This is a genomic window from Wujia sp., assembly GCF_056872695.1.
The window spans coordinates 93097-111904 of the sequence record NZ_DBMFCD010000007.1 but is presented as its reverse complement, the minus strand read 5'-3'; the positions used below and the strand labels follow the sequence as shown (position 1 = coordinate 111904).

Annotated in this window: 19 protein-coding genes; all 19 read right to left on the bottom strand. The window is 41.6% G+C overall.

What is annotated here, in order from left to right:
- Window positions 1–80: 80 nt before the first annotated feature.
- The 19 genes from ACZQK9_RS08355 to ACZQK9_RS08265 all read right to left on the bottom strand — a co-directional run bounded on the left by ACZQK9_RS08355 (window position 81) and on the right by ACZQK9_RS08265 (window position 18756).
- Complete coding sequence (locus ACZQK9_RS08355; protein ID WP_483270298.1) at window positions 81–521, bottom strand: hypothetical protein; 441 nt, start codon at window positions 519–521, stop codon at window positions 81–83.
- Between the two features lie 12 nt (window positions 522–533).
- A complete protein-coding gene (locus tag ACZQK9_RS08350) occupies window positions 534–920 on the bottom strand; it encodes a hypothetical protein (RefSeq protein ID WP_483270297.1) in 387 nt (128 codons plus the stop codon).
- Between the two features lie 112 nt (window positions 921–1032).
- Window positions 1033–2316 (bottom strand): MFS transporter, encoded by a 1284-nt coding sequence (locus tag ACZQK9_RS08345; RefSeq protein WP_483270296.1) that lies wholly within the window; start codon window positions 2314–2316, stop codon window positions 1033–1035.
- A gap of 4 nt (window positions 2317–2320) precedes the next feature.
- Window positions 2321–3130 (bottom strand): zinc dependent phospholipase C family protein, encoded by an 810-nt coding sequence (locus ACZQK9_RS08340; protein ID WP_440586859.1) that lies wholly within the window; start codon window positions 3128–3130, stop codon window positions 2321–2323.
- A gap of 351 nt (window positions 3131–3481) precedes the next feature.
- Window positions 3482–5197, bottom strand: a complete 1716-nt coding sequence (locus tag ACZQK9_RS08335) for a methyl-accepting chemotaxis protein (protein WP_483270295.1) — start codon at window positions 5195–5197, stop codon at window positions 3482–3484.
- Window positions 5198–5208: 11 nt separating this feature from the next.
- A complete protein-coding gene (locus ACZQK9_RS08330) occupies window positions 5209–6450 on the bottom strand; it encodes a BMP family ABC transporter substrate-binding protein (protein WP_483270294.1) in 1242 nt (413 codons plus the stop codon).
- 216 nt (window positions 6451–6666) lie between these two features.
- Window positions 6667–7077 (bottom strand): hypothetical protein, encoded by a 411-nt coding sequence (locus ACZQK9_RS08325; protein ID WP_118734329.1) that lies wholly within the window; start codon window positions 7075–7077, stop codon window positions 6667–6669.
- Between the two features lie 43 nt (window positions 7078–7120).
- Window positions 7121–8080 carry a helix-turn-helix domain-containing protein gene (locus ACZQK9_RS08320; protein ID WP_483270293.1) on the bottom strand — a complete coding sequence of 320 codons (960 nt, stop codon included), beginning with the start codon at window positions 8078–8080 and terminating at the stop codon, window positions 7121–7123.
- Window positions 8081–8253: 173 nt separating this feature from the next.
- Window positions 8254–9018 carry a zinc ribbon domain-containing protein gene (locus tag ACZQK9_RS08315; protein WP_483270292.1) on the bottom strand — a complete coding sequence of 255 codons (765 nt, stop codon included), beginning with the start codon at window positions 9016–9018 and terminating at the stop codon, window positions 8254–8256.
- 284 nt (window positions 9019–9302) lie between these two features.
- Window positions 9303–10211 carry a sensor histidine kinase gene (locus ACZQK9_RS08310; RefSeq protein ID WP_483270291.1) on the bottom strand — a complete coding sequence of 303 codons (909 nt, stop codon included), beginning with the start codon at window positions 10209–10211 and terminating at the stop codon, window positions 9303–9305.
- 3 nt (window positions 10212–10214) lie between these two features.
- Entirely contained in the window at window positions 10215–11144 is a 930-nt protein-coding gene (locus ACZQK9_RS08305) for an ABC transporter permease (protein ID WP_483270323.1), read from the bottom strand.
- Window position 11145: 1 nt separating this feature from the next.
- Window positions 11146–12063, bottom strand: coding sequence for an ABC transporter ATP-binding protein (locus ACZQK9_RS08300; protein WP_483270290.1), 918 nt, complete (start codon window positions 12061–12063; stop codon window positions 11146–11148).
- Window positions 12064–12147: 84 nt separating this feature from the next.
- Window positions 12148–12900 (bottom strand): response regulator transcription factor, encoded by a 753-nt coding sequence (locus tag ACZQK9_RS08295; RefSeq protein WP_483270289.1) that lies wholly within the window; start codon window positions 12898–12900, stop codon window positions 12148–12150.
- A gap of 311 nt (window positions 12901–13211) precedes the next feature.
- Window positions 13212–13895, bottom strand: a complete 684-nt coding sequence (locus tag ACZQK9_RS08290; RefSeq protein WP_483270288.1) for a 3'-5' exonuclease — start codon at window positions 13893–13895, stop codon at window positions 13212–13214.
- 22 nt (window positions 13896–13917) lie between these two features.
- On the bottom strand, window positions 13918–14877 hold the full coding sequence (locus ACZQK9_RS08285; RefSeq protein ID WP_483270287.1) for an AIR synthase related protein: 960 nt from the start codon (window positions 14875–14877) through the stop codon (window positions 13918–13920).
- A gap of 136 nt (window positions 14878–15013) precedes the next feature.
- The gene (locus ACZQK9_RS08280; RefSeq protein ID WP_483270286.1) at window positions 15014–15817 is read right to left on the bottom strand and encodes a class I SAM-dependent methyltransferase; all 804 of its coding nucleotides are present in this window, start codon (window positions 15815–15817) and stop codon (window positions 15014–15016) included.
- 103 nt (window positions 15818–15920) lie between these two features.
- Window positions 15921–16052: a hypothetical protein gene (locus ACZQK9_RS08275; RefSeq protein ID WP_483270285.1), complete on the bottom strand. Its 132-nt coding sequence runs from the start codon at window positions 16050–16052 to the stop codon at window positions 15921–15923.
- A complete protein-coding gene (locus ACZQK9_RS08270; RefSeq protein WP_483270284.1) occupies window positions 16046–17260 on the bottom strand; it encodes a DUF438 domain-containing protein in 1215 nt (404 codons plus the stop codon). Before ACZQK9_RS08270 ends, ACZQK9_RS08275 begins: the two co-directional genes overlap by 7 nt.
- 212 nt (window positions 17261–17472) lie before the next feature.
- On the bottom strand, window positions 17473–18756 hold the full coding sequence (locus tag ACZQK9_RS08265; protein ID WP_483270283.1) for an aspartate aminotransferase type Ic: 1284 nt from the start codon (window positions 18754–18756) through the stop codon (window positions 17473–17475).
- Window positions 18757–18808 lie beyond the last annotated feature (52 nt).

The following is an 18808-nucleotide window of genomic DNA, read 5'->3' as shown; positions in this document are numbered from 1 at the left end:
TTATGCAATAATCCTACCAACAAATTCATCTACAAACACTGTCTACTCTTCATCTGACAATTTTAGATATTTCATCATAATTAATCATCCTCCAAATATATTACTTTCGCATGAATTTCTTTGGCTATCTGTCTTGCCTCATTAGACGTATTTATTCCACAAATAATTCCAACCCGAATCATGAGTTTTATATAATTCTCTACATGTTTACCTGTATATCCACAATAAGCGCATCTTCCAATTGAGTACATATAACCTAAATATGTATTGCTCACACATTCTTGATAAAAACTTTTTTCCTTAGCTATACCATAATGTCGTAATATAGAAATTGTATAGTTTTCCATATTTACACCATAGGCATATATCTTATAATACTCATGTATTTTTTCTGGAATTTCCTTGTTTAATCGATCTATTTCTTTTTGCATATTTTCTATACAATGTTTTGAAAATTTATAACGATTATTCTCATAATATTTTCTACGATTTAATCGTGTTTTCTGCTTTCTTTCCTGCAAAAAGAATTTCCTTCATTCTTTTGTTTCCTGATCTATTTTTCCTATCCACAATTCTTTTTTCTCATCCCAATCTAAATTATATACTAATGGAAATGGCTTATTTTTTCTTCCTATTTTTTTCACTACTTCAACATCCTTTGCTGCTCCATTTTTGGAAAATTGAATTTGCGGTTCACAATTTGGAACAACAACAGCTTCATGAAAATCTTTTTTAAAAGCAACAGCAAAATGTCTTTCTGATGTACCTTTCACAAAAGTACTATTTAACTGCATATCTCCGTTTTCTTTCAATACTAATTTTTTCTTATATACTCTCCGTGTGCCCTTTGAAACAATATACTGATCTACATCAATAATTTCATCTAATGTTCTTTTCGTTGTATTATTTGTATTCTTCATCTGTTACCTCCATAATTATTATAGCTTATATTACAATATAATAACATAAATAAAAAGAGCCGATCCCTCGACTCTCTAACCATCCCTACAGAATATTCTCTTCCTCTCCCACTCAAGACACCCCATCTTCCCCCAATCTCATCTCCACTTTCCTTACCTCTCCCTTTTCTTCCGTGGTCGCCATCCGGAACACAATCATTCCGAGTACAAAGAACACGGATATCGCACCAACACCGATATTTACCTTTCCGGTCACCTGCGAAATCAGGCTGATTACGGTTGTGCCAAGGAAGGATGCACCCTTTCCGCATATGTCCATCAAGCCGAAATATTCGCCGGATTTTTCCGGTGGGATGATCTTGGCGAAATACGAGCGGGATAATGCCTGAATTCCGCCTTGAAACATGCCAACCAGAATCGCCAGAATCCAGAACTGCCACTGCTCCTTCAGGAAGATGGCAAATATGGCAATGCCAAGATATGCGCTAATACAGATCGTGATGAGTCGTTCTGTTTTATAACAATTGGCTAACTTGCCGAATATGATTGCGAACGGAAATGCTACGATCTGTGTGACAAGCAGTGCCAGAAGCAGTTTCGTACTGTCAAATCCGAGCGCGGTTCCATAGGCGGTTGCCATATCAATAATCGTGTAGACGCCATCAATGTAGAAGAAAAATGCCAGCAGGAACAGGAAGATTTTCTTCTCGTTTCTCACATTTTTCAGGGTGACACCCAGACGCTTGAAGCTGTTCCGAATCGCCCGTGGCTTCCGTTCCACGTAATGTTTCTGCTTATAGATCTTAAGAAGCGGAATGGTTGCACCGATCCACCAGACCGCAACAATCGCAAATGAAATCATCATCGCAAGCTCCATACTGATTCCAATCTTCCCTGCGCCGAGCACAATTCCCAGGCATAATACAAATGGCGCACAGCTTCCGATATAGCCCCAGGCATATCCCTGTGAAGATACGTTATCCATCCGTTCTTCGGTTGTGACATCACCAAGCATCGAATCATAGAAGATCAGGCTCCCTGAAAATCCTGTCTTCGCAATAATGTAAATCAAGAGAAAAACCATCCATTGTCTGGCGAATCCAAGTGCCAGACAGCCGATTCCTCCAATCAGCATCGTCACAGTGAAGATTGGTTTCTTCAGCCCTTTCGTATCTGCCAACGTTCCGAATACCGGTCCGAGCAATGCTACAATGATTGTTGCAGCAGAAGTCGCATACCCCCAATACGCAAGATAATCGACCGAAGAGAGTCCTGCATTTCCTGCCAGATAGTTAAAATAGATCGGCATGATTGTTGAGACAAGCAACACAAACGCAGAATTCCCCACATCGTATAATACCCAGTTTCTTTCAGCCTTTGTCATTTTCGTTTTCACGTTGCTACGCCTCCTTCTCTTTGCCGCTGAATGTATAATTATAGAGCGCATTTAACGCCTCTTCTTTTGCCATATACTTTCCATATGCATCAATCAGCATAACCGCCCGGCTCTTAGCCACAGCGTACAACTGATGCAGCTTCGCTGTACTGTCCTCACATGCCGGATTTGCTTCAAAATTTACCAGCAATCCATGCATTTCTTTGTAATTTCCAGACAGACGGAGTATGGCATAAATCAACGCTCTTTTTAATCTGGAAGGTGCGAGCAGTAAATGATTATTCTGAATCATTCCCTTCAACGCTTTTTTAACCCGCTTCGGTTCTGTCCCTTGGAAGAATGGTGCAATCACGCTGGCATTTCCCATAGATGGGACGATGTGCTTCGTTAAATCTTGTCGAACCGGGTCTTTCCCATCTTCGATCATTAAGCTCCGGTCAAACTCCACTTCAATCTCTGTGTGAGACACGCCACTTTGCGCAATCTTCTCATCGATGTAACCGTGACAGGTCGAATCCAGGGCAAAATGGCAGATGAATCCATAGATATAGGCAAGTGCTGCTTCCTTGTCAGATGCCGTCTCTATGATTTCAGCCGCCTTCCCGAAGAAATATTTCCCGGAGCGTTCGTGCAGTCCATACCCGATTGCATTGACCGGGTTCGTCACCAACGGATGATAGTAAAACAAAATATCCGGTCCATGCAGACCTATATCATAGAGCTGTTTATGTTTCATAATGATATCGCGGGCAGGGGAAGAAACCTGTTTGATTACTTCCTGTCCCATCCGGTAATGTGCATATGTAGATGGCATATTTTTCTCCTCACTTTGAATGTGTTGCCACTCATTTTACTTGGTAACAGAGTGTTGGTCGCATCCGAAATCATTTTTTTGTTTCAAATACTATCATACAATATTACTATTCTATTATAAAATCAGGATTTACCTTTCTACTATCATATTTATGTGGAAACCATGTAAAATCTAAGTCAAATTTCTGCATTCCGGCTTATTGCGGCATCTCGCCTGTCGGCTCGATGAACATTTGCCGTCATATAGGAATCCGTGCAAGCACGATTTCTGCATTCCAACTTATTGCACAAAAAAGCGCTGGTTCATCGAACCAACGCTTCTGCATTCTTTTTCTATTTATATTCTTACTTCCTACATACGGAAATGTGACACCACGCCTGCCATATCATTGGCAGATGAGCTGACTTCCGTTGACATCTCGGTCACACTGTTTACTGTGCCAAGCACCTCATCGCTAAAGGAAATCGTTCCCTTAACCGTATCCTCATTTCTCTGTGCGATGTCACTTAAGTTCTTGATATCTTTTCCGATTTCATCGGTTTCTTTGCCTAACTGTACGGTTGCATCACGAATGACATCCACACCATCTGCAACATGAGATACATGCTCCTGTAACTGCTTGAATATATTGGCAGTTTCAACCAGCTTCTTCGTCTGATCATTCATAGCATCCTGTACGCTGTCCATAATATCCATTGTCTGGCTGGAATTATAGCTTAACAGATTCACCAGCTCGGATATTTCTGTCGATGCTTCATTGCTCTGGTTTGCCAGCTTGCCAATCTCTTCTGCGACTACAGCAAAGCCTTTACCGGTTTCACCTGCCCTGGCTGCTTCAATTGATGCATTCAGAGATAAAAGGTTTGTCTGATCTGCAATATCGGAGATGTAACTAACTGCGGCAATGATTTTTTCAACGGATTCATTATTCTGCTGCGTCTGCTTCTGGATGTTCTCAACTTCGGTCATAACATCCTGGTTGGAAGCATCGAGCTGATTCAACGATTTATCCACGTCATTTCTGGCGTCAAGCATCGCTTTTGTCTCATCGGAAAGGTGATCCACTTCCCCGAGCGTCTTTTCCAGATGAATGTTCATATTGTGAATGCTGTTCTTGATATTCTGCGCGTTGCCGGTCTGTTCGACAGCTCCGGTCAGCATATTGTGCAGATCATCGTTGATATTTCCAACCGCATTGCCTGCCTGTCCGGCAGCCGCATTCATCTCCTCGGAAGATGCATTCAGAGTCATGGTATTGTTGCTGATTTTGCCAATCATCGCAGATAAGTTGTCGATAAGTGTCTGCGTATTACATGACAAAGCTCCCGCCTCATCTTTTCTATCCAACATACTCTGCTCGATCTCAACATTGAGATTGCCTTCCGAAATCTGTTTTACCACATCCATACTGTTCCGGATACTCTTTGCAATTCCTCTGGAAACAAGCAGACATCCGATGACCGCGATTACCAGTATAACAAGGATTGCTACTGTAAAAATCATGGTAATCAGATTCAGGCTCGCATATATCTCCTTGACCGGCATTCCGGCGAAAACCATACCGATGATCTCATCACTGTTATTCTGGTGCACCGGTACATAATATCCAAAATAGAAAGTACCATCTACCAGCACACGATTGGTAAACACTTCATTGCCATCCTGCAGCACATTTTCCACAAGGAAATCGCCTGCCTTAGAACCAAGGATCCGCTTCCCGTCCGCATCCTTTAATGATGTCACAAGTCGCGTGTCGTTGTAAAAGAATGTAACCTCAATCCCGGTTTTTTCAGCAATATCGTCGATAAAAGGCGTAGACAGCGATACGTTATAAGCACCCTTCCACACATCCCCGGTCGCATTTACAAAATAATCTCCGGCATTCTGATCATACGCCGCAAGCACGGCATTCGATGTCGCTTTCAGCTTCTGCTTGGCATCATCCAGCAGTTTATTTTTCACGACTGTATTACTAATGAGAATCGCTACAATACCCATGATGAGTACCGGAATGATAGCCAGTATAAGCATCTTGTACTGCAGCTTCAAATTGCGAAATATTTTCACGGCTATCCCCCCTATTTCCAATCTACGACTTCCACATTGTGATAATACCAGTTGATCTTACCGGTAATCGTCGCATCATCCAATGTCTTTCCCTCTTCTCCGATCACAGTTCCATCGTTGGTAAGGATTTCTCCGTCAAACACGCCGAATTCGCCGGATAAAATCTTCTGCTGCATCTCATTTACTTTCTCCTGTGTTCCATCCTCACACAGAGAAGATAATCCTGTCAGTCCAACCAGACTTTCGTCCATACCTCCATAATAATTCGAACCGTCATATGTCGCATTGACAATACTGTTTACATAGGAAGTGTAATACGCACTCCAGTTCCAGATGACCGATGTCAGCGTCGCATCCGGTGTCTCTTTACTCATATCGGAATTATATCCGATCGCCCATGTTCCGTTTTCCTCGGATGCAGTCTGGGGAGCTGTCGTATCTACATGCTGTGCCAGCACATCGCAGCCCTTGTCAATCAATGCATCGGAAGCCGCCTGCTCGTCATCCGGAGAAAACCAGGAGTTCGTCACTGCCACCAGCACCTTCGCATCCGGATTGACTTCCTCGACACCCATTGCAAATGCATCAATACCACCGGTACACTCACTGTTGTCGCTGCCCATCGCAGATACATACCCGATCAAATTACTTTTTGTCTTCATACCCGCTACCAGACCGGACAGATATCTCGCCTGATAGATTCTTCCGAAATAGTTTGTAAAATTGCTTCCATTGCTCATGTATCCGGTTCCGTGTGCAAAATAAACATCCGGATATTTCTCCGCATATGCCGCGGTCTCTTCCATGTAACCCCAGCTCGTTGTAAATACAATGTTGCAGCCTTCGTCCATACATTCATCCAATGCTTTTTTGATCGCCACATCATCGCCATCGTCTATCGATTCCTTGCGTACAACCTGATCTTCCTTAAGTCCGAGATTTGAAACCATACCCTGAATCCCAAGCTCGTGTGCATACGTATATCCCGATGTATCTGATGCACTGCCGATATACAACACACCAATCTTGACATCCTCTAACGGAATCGTCTTAAGTCCTGCCGGATTGGTCTGTGCCACTTCTGCCGACGCTGTCTGTTCTCCCTGTGCCGTTCCCGAGTTGGAAGTATCCGTCTGATTGCTTCCACTTTCTACATCGTTCGTCACGACATCCACGATAACGTCATTGCCACAGCCGGATAATGAAAACGCCATCATCACAGCCATCATTACAGTCAATAATTTCTTCTTCATCTGTAATCCCCTCCCTAATTCTTCATTCGCTTCTCTGATATCGGATGCATGAAATCTGCCTTTTACCCCGTATCATGTTCATACATATTTTTGCGTTTTTTGTATCTTTAAATTATACATCGGATTGTATCATAATTCTATCTTTTTCAGACGAAATGCAAAGAAGAGCCGATCACTCGGCTCTTCACAAACACATTTTTGAAAAATATTATCCCGTCATAAGCGTGTGATTGACAAAATATCATAGTCCCACTTTGGTTTCTTATTCTTATCTTTATTTCGCTTTACAAGTTTCGGGCATATCTTAAATCTTGTACCTTTGTATCCTTCTGCTCTTTGTTCTGATATGTCAATATGAGCAGTTTGCCATGTTATATATTTTTTACCTTCATTGTCCATCCCTGCTGGATATTTGGGAGACCTTTTCCTTGGAAATAACTCAATTATAAAATACTCAAAGTCCCATCTTCCCACATATTTTCTGCGATCTTTAAGATCTACAATATCAATCCACTTCCCAGTCGTATTAATTGACTTAACGATATCTCTTGCCACAAATACAGCCGCTGACTCCCCTGACTCAATGTAACTAATATATTCTGCATCATATTTTTCTTTTTTTTCCATAAAATTCCCCTTTTCTTATAATCACAGATTGTAACGAATTTCGTTACTCCCTAAACCATTTTAATAATTTTCTTCCTTTCTCATTGATACTCCACATCCACTTTTCTTCCTCATCCCCAGATGCCACATTTTTATAATCTGTCACTGCTTCAAGTCCCTGTATCATCCGTATAACGTTATACTCCTTCTTATAGTATCCTTCTTTAAACAGCTCAGGGTTATATTTACAATACTTCAGATATTCACTCAATAATTTTTCCGGAATATCATCCCTTACAGGTCGTGACCACCAACCATCTGTTAAATGAACAGGACCATTTTCTTCCAATACAGGTAACAATTTTTCCGCCTTACACATGCAAATATGAAAATATAACTGCTCCTCTCCTTCATATCCTTCTTCAAATTCTGATGACTCATCTGCAGACTTGTATCCACAATCAATGAATTCACATATAAGATTTTTAGTTAGTTTCCTTATATTGAACTCTGCTTCTGGATTCTGTCTTAACACTTTCATCAAAAAATCGGTCTTCAAATATTTGATAACCTTATGTAATCCCTCAGCTTGATTCATAAACTGGATACTTCCAACCTTATCTATAAATCCATATGGTATCTTCTTTAAATCCGCATTAAAGTCATCCACATCAATTCGTGTTTTCTCCAAATATTCTGCTTCATAGATATAAAGAAGCCCAAATAAATTTTGTTGCGCAAGATTTAGATGCAAAGTATTTACTATATCATTTGTTTCTTTATCAAACAAAAAATCCGGCCATCTATCCTTGCAAACTTTGTCTTGTTCTATAAGCACCTCCTTTATCAACCGATCTACCGGAACATTAAAAACCGCTGCCAGATCCATATATCTGTCAAGATTAATCTTTGTCTTCCCCCTTTCCCAGTTTTGTACTGCCACAACAGATACATCCATCTTTTCCGCCAGTTGAGCCTGCGTAAGCCCCGCTTCTTCTCTACACTTTTTTATAAACGTACTCATCTTCATCACTCCTAGAATATAGTATTTTAAGTCTTATTAAAACTAATCATAACTTTATTTTAAACAAAGTTTTAGTTTGTGTAAATATGGTATAGACATAATTTAATTCAAAAAAATAAAGCATATAATAAAGAGCCGATCACTCGGCTCTTCACTAACGCTTCTATTCATCATTACCGTTTCTTATATACGACCAGCTCCGGATTCTCGCCACTCGCATCATAGGTACTTACCAAAATGAAATCCATGCCTGCAAGCACACCGAAATACCGGTCTCCGCCAAACTCACATTCCAACTGATTTCCAAGATAGGTTTTTTTGTCATCTAAGAATTTTACTGTCTCCCCACTTGGAAGTGGATACGCCAGATTCACATACTGACCGACAAGTGCATTCAGCTTCTCCACCTTCGGCAATCCTTCGATGTGAAGGTTGTTAATCTCTTTTATCAACTGATGTTTGAATTCATCGAACTGTCCGCCATCGCTCAGTTCATCATACCGCTTCCAATAGTCTAACTTCGGGAGCAGATCCTTCATATATTCCCGTGCCTGTTCCTCCGGAAATTCATCCGTCACCATATGCTTGACTGCAACATCGATCAGATCATCCATATTACTGTATGTATACATGCCATCTGCATAGCACCATTTGCAATACGATTCATTCATTGCCCCATCCCGGTCATGCCCGATAATCTCATCTTCGAGCGGCATGCCACAGCACTGACAGATCAATCTTCTCGGTTGTCCAAGCAGCGTATTAATCGATACATTAAATACTTTCGACAGCAACTTTAACGTATCCGTATTCGGCACGGTTTCACCATTCTCCCAGCGCGATACTGCCTGTCTTGTAACCATGATTTTCTCGGCTAATTCATCCTGCGATAATCCCTGCTTCGTGCGAAGTTCCAAAATCACATTTTTTGTTTCCATAGTTGCCACCTCCATAACCGTATCATACAGACAAATCCATGTTATGAAAAGCAACCTGTTGTTGCTATACCATGAATGGTTTTACTTTCTTATTTTGTAATAGTGCTAATTTTGTTTTTGTCAATACATTTTCGGCACTTTTTGCATTTAGTGCCAAAATTATATTTTCAAAATTATGATTATTTATCACATAATTTCAAATCTTTGTTGCCAAATAATATGTCTCTGCTTCTTTTAAAAATTTTGCTACTCGTTCCATGATGTATTCCTCCTGTGTTTTCAGACTATGCATGTTGTACCACAAGCGAAACTTTTATCTCAATAATGAAATCATTTCCCTGTATTCTTGCACTTATATCTCCATTCATACGCTCCACAAGCTCTTTTGCAATAGATAAACCCAGTCCGGTTGAGGCTCTGCCTCTTGCCACATCTGCTTTATAAAAACGCTCAAACACATGGCTTAAGTCAATATTTTCAGGATGTTCTGTATAATTGCTGATTTTAAGCAAGGCGTAATTATCCTCACGGGTAAGCTTGATACTTATATTCTTTTCCCCATGATCAAGACCATTTTTTATGACATTCTGTATAACTCTCCTTAAGCCCTGCTTATTACCTGATATATACAGCATTTCCTCAGGAATACTAATCTCTGGGCAAATGCCCTGCTTCTTCCATTCATCATAATAAGAAAATACAGCTTCTTTTAATATTCTGTTCATACAACAGTCTGTAAGCTCCAGCTTATACGAATCATTTTTTAGCTTAGTGAATGTAAAAAGCTCCTCCAGCATTTCATTGAGGCTGTTAAGCCTTTCTCTGATTATATCAAGATATCTCCTCTGGTCATCTATATTGTCACATTCCTCTATAAGCTGAAAATACCCATCCAGCGATGTAAGCGGTGTCCTTATATCGTGAGAAAGATTAGTATATGTGTCTGCTATCAGCTCTTCTTTTTTTCTGTTCTCGTTTCTTTCTTTTTTACGCAGGTCAAGCAGCTCATTCAATTTATCTGAAAGCTCACCTATTCCACCCATATCTATTTCACGTTGAATCAGCTTGTTACTATCGTGTTCCATAAGAAACGACAACTGGCGGCAGATGTCCTTAATCTGCCGCTGGTATTTCCACATAATAAATGCCTGTATAATAATTATTACTGCTAATATTCCAATAATAATCCTCATTCTCTAAATATCCCTTTTCTGAAAAATATAACTGCTTAATGACAGCATTATAATAATAAATATAACTGCCACACACATTGAACTAACAACATCATCCCTGCCTGCATTCATAGGAAGCATTGCCATCCTTCCAGTTACTGTATACTTATAGATGCTGAAGTTATGAAGTCCCTTTCTGTTAACTACATAATCTATAAAGGCATACACAATACTCATTATATTCATGGTAAGACATACCGACAAGGTCATGCTTATGACATTATTCTTAATTATAACTGCTATCGCCATACATATTAACACAAATGCATAATGAAGCGTAAGTTCCGTTAAGAAATAAGGTATAATTTCCTTCCAGTTACCCCACATCACACATTTAAACGCAAGCATATTCGCTGCTGCCTGGAATACAAATATCCCTGCAAAGGTAATTGCTGTAAATAAGGCAAGCGCAACTCCCCTTGAAACAATAAGCATCCCCCTTTGTGACACCTGTCCACCAATATTCTTAATATAACCGCTCTTAATATCTGCTGTTGCAAACATAACCGCAAATATTACAAGAAAAAGTGCATAAAACTTTCCCTGTGCATTAGAAAAGAAAACATCCATTACCGTAACCTTCTTCCCTGGTTCCGTAGGTAATTCCACACTCATACCAATATTGACATTATCTGTATTCTGCTGCGAAAGCTGTTCTTTGTTGCTGTCATCTGCCTGTTGTTCCTCTATGTCTTGTGCATTTACCACATCAACTGTCTGACCATCAGTATCTGCCTGACTTTCCACTTCCTGCTGTTGCTCCCACTCTTTATTAACTGCATCATAATCTTTTTTTGAAAGAAATGAGGTAAGCAGTGCTGATGCCAGCAATATAATCCATATTACATACATACTCTTTGTACGAAACATTCTGTATACATCCATCTTTATCATATTAAGCACGATTGTCACCCCCTGTAAGCCTTAAGAAATAATTCTCAAGTTCTTCACTTGTAATAGATATTCCTTTAACTGGAATTCCCGCCTTTGCAAGCTCCATGTTCAGGCTGGCACTTTCTCCCAGTCTTTCAAATATATGAATATGTTCTTTATCTATAACCTGATAGCTGCTAAAGCCCATATCATCAAGCACAGGAATAGCCTGCTTAGGATTATCAAGTGTAAGCTCTATGCGCTCGCTGCATTTTTTCATAAGCTCTTCTCTGGTAAGTTCCTGCACAAGGCATCCATTATGAATAATGCCATAATCTGTAGCAATCTTTGATAATTCCTCCAAAATATGACTTGAAATACATATTGTCATACCTCGCTCCTTAGCAAGCTTCTGGATGGTTTCACGCACCTCCACTATTCCCTGCGGATCAAGTCCATTAATCGGCTCATCAAGAATAAGCAGGTCAGGCTCGCCTACAAGTGCAAGAGCAATTCCTAAGCGCTGCTTCATTCCAAGCGAATAATGCTTTGTTTTCTTTTGTCCAACAGCATCAAGACCTACTGTTTTTAACAGCTCTTCTATATATCCTTTTTTCTTAATCCCTGTAAGCTTACATTTAATGTTCAGATTGTCATATGCCGACATATCGCCATAAAGTCCGGGAGCTTCTATAAGACACCCTACTCTTGAACGTACCTTTTGTAAGTCCTTTCCCTTATACCCAAACATTTCTATTTCGCCATAAGACGGTGTCGACAGTCCGCTAATCATCTTAAGACAGGTCGTTTTACCAGCTCCGTTTCTTCCAATAAAGCCATATATCGCACCCTTTTTAATGTGCATATTTACATCATCAACCGCCCTGTGTCTGCCATACTGCTTAGTCAGATTCCTTGTCTGCAATAATAATTCACTCAAAGCTTTTACCTCCTTTTCTTAACTGCTCTTATCATAAAAAATAAATCCTAATCAATCGCAAATAAATAGTAAAAAAAGAGTAAATTATTCATGCAGGCGATATCCAATCCCCCATATTGTTTCTATATATTCATCAGGTGTAACGGTCTTTATTTTCTTTCTGATATTGCTTATATGCACATCCAGGGTCTTTGTTTCACCCATATATGGCTCATCCCACGCATATTCAAATATATCCTCCTTGCTAAACACCTGCTTCGGGTTTTTAAGCAGCAATTCCAGTATTGCAAATTCCTGTTTTGTAATCTTAGGAAGCACCCTTCCACCGATACTTACCTCAAAGGTAGAGCGTGTAAGCACCATATCCCTGAACTCAAGCCTTCCGCTGCCTTGCCCTTCCTGTATACCAGCCTTTGTTTTTACTTCCGTTTCTGCTTCTGTTTCTACCTCTGCTTCGCTTTTTGTTTCTGTCTCTATATGGCGAAGCTGCACCTGAATTCGTGCCAATACCTCTCTAATCTCAAAGGGCTTTGTTATATAATCATCTGCTCCGTCTGTCAGCACTCCGATTTTATCATCTATACTATCCTTTGCAGTCAGCACAATCACCGGAAGCCTTCCCTGTTTTCTTATCTCTTTTAAAACCTCTTCACCACTTGCACCAGGCAGCATTAAGTCAAGCAGTACAAGCGTATAAGCCTTTTCTTTTATATCCAGAAGCAGTTTTGCCTCTGTTCCTGAAAATGCCTGTTCACACGTATAACCTGCCTTCATAAGCACCTCACAAAGAAGGTTATTAATATTTATATCATCCTCTACAATTAGTATATTAGGCATAATTTCTCCCACCTTTATCTTATTAACCACATTTGCTTGTAAAAAGTATGTTTCACATTTATCTTGTCACATTATAACATCTATCATATTTATCCGCATTAAAAAAGGACGCAGAATCTCTCCCACGTTCTCACATCTATCTGGCTTTATCTTCTCTTATTTTCCAAAATCTGGTAATTTAAATTCGCTCGACACTGTCGAACCAATTTGAGGATATACTTTATAAAACTGTCTACAAGCCTTAAACAGCGTATAATTCATTCCTTTTTGATTAATTTGTTTTTCCAAATTTTTCAAAAGTTATCCGCACCTTAGATATTCTCCGTATACCGGCAATCCGGGAATCCCTTGCACCCCCAGAACTCGCCGAACTTTCCTTTTCTTTTAACCATCGTCATTCCACATTTTGGACAAGTCTTAACATTCTGCCGCGCGTCCGCCGTTCCTTCCCCAGACAACTCTTTTCCAAGTAATTCAAATACCTTCTGGTTCATCTTACAGTCTGTCAATGCGCGGTGTGCACCCACCGTAGAGATGCCATAATAGTTCGCAAGATCACCCAGTCTCCGATGCTTCCAATCCGGGAATACGATTTTTGCAAGGCGCAATGTATCCACGAAATCATTTGGAAGTATCAATCCCATATATTTCTCAAAGTCCCGATACAGAAACTTCATATCAAACGCCGCAATATTATGTCCAACCAGAATATCATTTCCGATAAATGCAAGGAACAACGGTAACACTTCTTGAAACTCCGGTGCATCCGCCACCATATCATCATAGATGTGATTGACCGCACTGGCACCATACGGAATCGTTCGTCCCGGATTTACAAGTGTGCTGAATTCATCGATGATTTTACCGCCGCGCACCTTCACGCCGGAGATCTCAATTACCTCATCGTAGTTTGCAGAAATTCCGGTTGTCTCCAGATCATATAACACATAGTCCGGTACATATTTATTTAATTGTTTTCCTCTTTTGTTACTCATTTGTAAGTCCACTTGTTCTCATTTACAATACCTTATGTATCTCATCCCCATTCACAGGAGACAGGCACCGGTGTTCCAGCTCATTTACCACGATCAGTTTCTCTTTTTTCTCTGTCACAACACCGATCACGGCGGCTTCCATTTCCTGCTCTGCCAGATATTCCACCAGCATCTTTCCATCTTCCACGACTGCAAACAGACACCCGGTTGCATCTAGGAGATACGGATTGATATTGAAGAACTCGCAGATTTCAATTGTCTCCTGTCGGATTGGAATATCTACATGTTGTACCTCAAAGCCCTTATCCATCCAGACGCCCATCTGCCACAGGGCACCATAGACACCACCCGATGAGCCATCATGCATATAGCAGATATCCATGCCGGAATCTGCAATCTTCCGCGCCGCATCCGCAATGCTATACGCATCTTCCTTGACACTTGCCATATCCAGATAGAAATCCGGGAACCGCGTATGCAGTTCTTCCCGCTTTTCCTTCAGTATTATATCCGCGCCCATCAGGCCCGCCTGTCCGGCCATTACGATCTCATAGCCCGGCTTGATCTTCTTTTTATTCGCATGGTACTCACTCGCTGTTCCAAGCATCGTCACGACAAACTGCGCACGCGTAAACACTTCTGACACCTGTGTGTGACCACCTAAGATCTGTATGCCTTTTGCTTCTGCATAGGAATTGAAATCTGCCATATATCCTTTGATCCATGACTCCTTTACATTCTGTGGAAGTAGCATCGTAAGACGTGCACCCTCGACCTGTCCGCCGGAGCACGCAAAATTATTCATTGCTTTCACCCACGCAATCCACGGCGTATCACCGATGCCATCCGCACTTACGCTTCCGTGCAGATTCGCATAATCATTTCCGACTGCTGCCGATACCGAAAGCTTCGGATTCAATCTTCGTATATGTTTAATCACCGAACGCGACAGATAGCGTTCCGGCAAGCTTCCTTGTTCCATGTTTTATCTTCTCCTTATATCTTACATTATCACGTAATCGCCTGATAATCTACACACGTCTCTGTGTTCCATTCATTGTACCATGCATATATTCGTTCCAGCTCATCCTATCCAATACATGCATGTATCCTGTTCATCACAATTCCTTACGAAGTATATCCACCGTATGTGCTCCTGCACCGATCAGATCCGGCCGTTCGCACACCTTCAACTGATACGCCACGAAAAGCTCATAGCTTTCCTCACTTAACTGATTCACAAACGGGCGGATATAATTTGCCGGTCCATCCGGAGACAAAATCTTCTCCCGTTTCAGCCCAACTGCCTCATTGTAGCTGTCGATGTCCTCGATCCGTTCAAATGCATACAGACTATCCTCCGCAGGTACCGTATGATACGATGCATCCAGTGTTCCATTCTTCACGCTTTCTTCCAGATGGTTCTCCTGAATGCCATATACGACCACGGCATACTCATTCATCACATAGGCGACTAATATAATCCCGCCCGGTTTCGTCACGCGTTTCGCCTCAGAGAGCGCCTGAAGCTTCTCCTCCCTCGTCATCAGATGATACATCGGACCGAAGAGCAGCGTCAGATCATAAGTATTATCTTCCTGCTTCTTCAGATGCAGCGCATTTCCCTGCATTGCATGTACGTTGCTGTTTTTCTGCTTCAATATACCTAAGTTATGCTTCACCAGCTCCACTGCCGTCACATCGTAACATTCCTCACAGAGTGCCACGCTATAACGCCCGGTTCCGGCACCAATATCGAGAATCCTGATATCTTCCCGGTTCGTAACCTTCAACTCCTGCATCCGCACATCCAGATAATCATGAATATATTTCATCGTGATGCGGTACTCGATCTGCCCATGTCTGGAATTTAACCGTTTTTCTTCGTTAAATTTATTATAATATTCTTCGATTTTATTCATTTGTCTGCCTCACACCATCAGTCATTCAACTTCCTGTATTATGTTTTTCTCTGTTATATGCTATACCATTTTATGAATGGCTATATCTATTCTAAACTTATCCCTAAATTACCATATCTGCAGACAAAAGTCCATCTACGAATATAACTACACTCATTCGCTCATGCAAAAATCTCCCGGAATATAACTTCCGGGAGATCTTACTCTCTCTATTTTCCATTTCTCCACTTACCATATCTCCTCCTGCCGCTTTTCCGGTTGAAAATGTTCCTTTGCAAATCCCATATCCTGCACGAGCTCCAGTGTGCCGAGATACTTACCCTCTTTATCCCGTACCGCCATGTATCTGACAAGCATACATTTTCCGTTTTTGTCCATCCAGATTGGCACCTCATCCAATGCCCCCGCGCGGAATTCTCCGATAATTCTTCGTACGATTGCTTCAATCTTCGGTGGGTGGCAGGAGAATACTTCCCGGTCGATTGCCATCCCCGGACGCTTGAAATCCTTCGGTCCTTCATTGAAGAAACGATTGATATTGTCCACATCCACAAATGTGATCTCCATCGGAATCGTATTCAGAAGTGCAATCAGCTGTGTAATCGTCAGATGTCCGCCCGGCATGCGGATTTCCGTCTCTGTGAGCGACGTCTCCGGTACATATTGATTGTCCTCCGCCTTCTGCCAGATCTCCGGCTCCACGCCGAAACAGAATGCATAATCCTTCTGGTCATGGTAGATGCCGATCCACTCTTCCTCCGTGAAATTTGCCGCACAGTTTGGGAACAAAATATTTGCCTCTTTGTAGATCATTTCCTGTGCCCGTGCTACTACCGTTGCAAACCGCTCCTGCCATTCGGGTTCCTTATCATTCATCTTCGCAAGAAATGAGATTTCATCCCGGATCTCATCGTCAACCGTCCACATCACACTTGCCGGTCCGGATATCCCATACCGCACATTCAAAACCGGGTACAGAAGATCTCCCTTCTTGGCATAGTGAATGGAGATACCACGCAACGATTCCAACGTCTTCTTATTCGCACTGCCATCCTTGATCTTCTCCTCTGCCTGCTCTAACAGCATAGCAAGAGCCCCATTCTCATTTGCAAACAGCCACAGCGGATGTCCTTTGGTCTGCGCCAGTTCCCGCGTCTTTGATTCCCGTTCTTCCCGCAACACCGACGCATGCACTGCCCTTTCCGCATTCGCAATCTGTTCCTCCCGCGTCTTTCCATGGAAGAGTGCGGCATGTACATCACACAGCTTCTGCACCTCAAAAAGCGGTGTTCCCTCCGCGAGCATCTCCTGTTCCGCCTTCATGATCTCCGCAGGATCAACATCCTTAAATACTTCCACAAAATCTTTTCTTACTGCTTCCAGCGGTTCTCCACCTCCAAGGCGCTTCAAATATTCCTTCAATGTCTCGATTCGATCCTTCATACGAATTCCTCCATTTATTCACGAATCAAAAATACGAGAATTGCTTCTGGCATTTCTGATATATCAAATGTCTGATTATTCTCGTATTTCGGATTCCGCATTCTGAAATTAGTATGTCAGTTATTAAATTATTTCATTCCAGCACTTTGCAAAAAATCCCGGTGCTTTCACACCGGGATTCGAACACTCTCTATTTAATTGTCCTGACAAGCTTATGCTTCCAGATACTTATCGATACTTGCAAGCTTCACGCAAAGCACAAAAATCTTCGATGCTGCTTCCATCTCTTCCACAGATGGGAACGAAGGAGCAATACGGATATTGCTGTCTTTTGGATCTTTACCATACGGATAGGTTGCACCGGCGCCTGTCAGTACCACGCCTGCATCCTTACACATTGCAACGATCTTCTTCGCACAGCCCTCGAGTGCATCAAAAGAAATGAAATATCCACCGAGTGGCTTTACCCACGAACCAATCTCCAGTCCTGTAAGCTCCTGATCAAACGCATTTAAAACTGCCTCGAACTTTGGACGTAAGATATCTGCATGCTTCTCCATATGTGCCTTCAGTCCATCAATATTCTTGAAGAATCTTGTATGACGGAGCTGATTGATCTTATCATGACCGATCGTCTGTACAGTCAACTGCTGCTTGATAAACTCTACATTTGTTGTAGAAGTTGCAATCGCAGAAACACCGGAACCAGGAAATGTGATCTTTGATGTCGAAGCAAACATATATGCCATATCCGGATTCCCAGCCTTCTCACACTCCTCTAAGATATTCGGGATTTCTGCCTGCTGATCCTTATACAGATGATGGATGCAGTATGCATTATCCCAGAAGATACGGAAGTCTTCGGCTGCCGGCTTTAATGCTGCAAATCTTCTTACCACCTCATCGGAATATACGATTCCGGTTGGATTTGAATATTTCGGCACACACCAGATACCCTTCACTGCGGCATCGTTATTTACGTATTTCTCAACCAGATCCATATCCGGTCCATCGGAATTCATCGGGATGTTGATCATCTCAATGCCAAAAAACTCTGTGATCTTAAAATGTCTGTCATATCCAGGTACCGGGCAGAGGAACTTGACCTTATCCAACTTGCACCAAGGAGTCGAACCATTGACACCGTGTGTCATCGAACGGGAAACTGTATCGTACATAACGTTCAGACTGGAGTTACCATATACGATGATGTTCTCCTTCTTGACTTCCATCATGTCTGCCATAAGCTGACGACACTCTCCGATACCATCCAAATCTCCATAGTTTCTTGTATCATTTCCAAGCAAGGTACGCATATCAGATTTGCTATTAATCTCATCTAACATCTGCATGGAAAGTGCTAACTGGGCGAATCCAGGCTTTCCTCTTGCCATATTGAGGCTGAGGCCCTTTGCCTGTTCTTCCTTGTATTCCTCCATAAGAGCGGCTTTTAATGTCAATAACTCGTCTTTACTCATATCCTTGTATTTCTTCATTTCAGCTACCTTATACCTTTCACATTTATTTGCATTGTATGAATCATGCATT

Excerpts from the sequence above, each read along its gene's own strand:
- ACZQK9_RS08350 (WP_483270297.1), bottom strand. The coding sequence starts at position 920 with ATGAAGAATACAAATAATACAACGAAAAGAACATTAGATGAAATTATT.
- ACZQK9_RS08340 (WP_440586859.1), bottom strand. The coding sequence starts at position 3,130 with ATGCCATCTACATATGCACATTACCGGATGGGACAGGAAGTAATCAAA.
- ACZQK9_RS08330 (WP_483270294.1), bottom strand. The coding sequence starts at position 6,450 with ATGAAGAAGAAATTATTGACTGTAATGATGGCTGTGATGATGGCGTTT.
- ACZQK9_RS08325 (WP_118734329.1), bottom strand. The coding sequence starts at position 7,077 with ATGGAAAAAAAAGAAAAATATGATGCAGAATATATTAGTTACATTGAG.
- ACZQK9_RS08320 (WP_483270293.1), bottom strand. The coding sequence starts at position 8,080 with ATGAGTACGTTTATAAAAAAGTGTAGAGAAGAAGCGGGGCTTACGCAG.
- ACZQK9_RS08315 (WP_483270292.1), bottom strand. The coding sequence starts at position 9,018 with ATGGAAACAAAAAATGTGATTTTGGAACTTCGCACGAAGCAGGGATTA.
- ACZQK9_RS08310 (WP_483270291.1), bottom strand. The coding sequence starts at position 10,211 with ATGAGGATTATTATTGGAATATTAGCAGTAATAATTATTATACAGGCA.
- ACZQK9_RS08305 (WP_483270323.1), bottom strand. The coding sequence starts at position 11,144 with ATGATAAAGATGGATGTATACAGAATGTTTCGTACAAAGAGTATGTAT.
- ACZQK9_RS08295 (WP_483270289.1), bottom strand. The coding sequence starts at position 12,900 with ATGCCTAATATACTAATTGTAGAGGATGATATAAATATTAATAACCTT.
- ACZQK9_RS08290 (WP_483270288.1), bottom strand. The coding sequence starts at position 13,895 with ATGAGTAACAAAAGAGGAAAACAATTAAATAAATATGTACCGGACTAT.
- ACZQK9_RS08285 (WP_483270287.1), bottom strand. The coding sequence starts at position 14,877 with ATGGAACAAGGAAGCTTGCCGGAACGCTATCTGTCGCGTTCGGTGATT.
- ACZQK9_RS08280 (WP_483270286.1), bottom strand. The coding sequence starts at position 15,817 with ATGAATAAAATCGAAGAATATTATAATAAATTTAACGAAGAAAAACGG.
- ACZQK9_RS08275 (WP_483270285.1), bottom strand. The coding sequence starts at position 16,052 with ATGGTAAGTGGAGAAATGGAAAATAGAGAGAGTAAGATCTCCCGGAAG.
- ACZQK9_RS08270 (WP_483270284.1), bottom strand. The coding sequence starts at position 17,260 with ATGAAGGATCGAATCGAGACATTGAAGGAATATTTGAAGCGCCTTGGA.
- ACZQK9_RS08265 (WP_483270283.1), bottom strand. The coding sequence starts at position 18,756 with ATGAAGAAATACAAGGATATGAGTAAAGACGAGTTATTGACATTAAAA.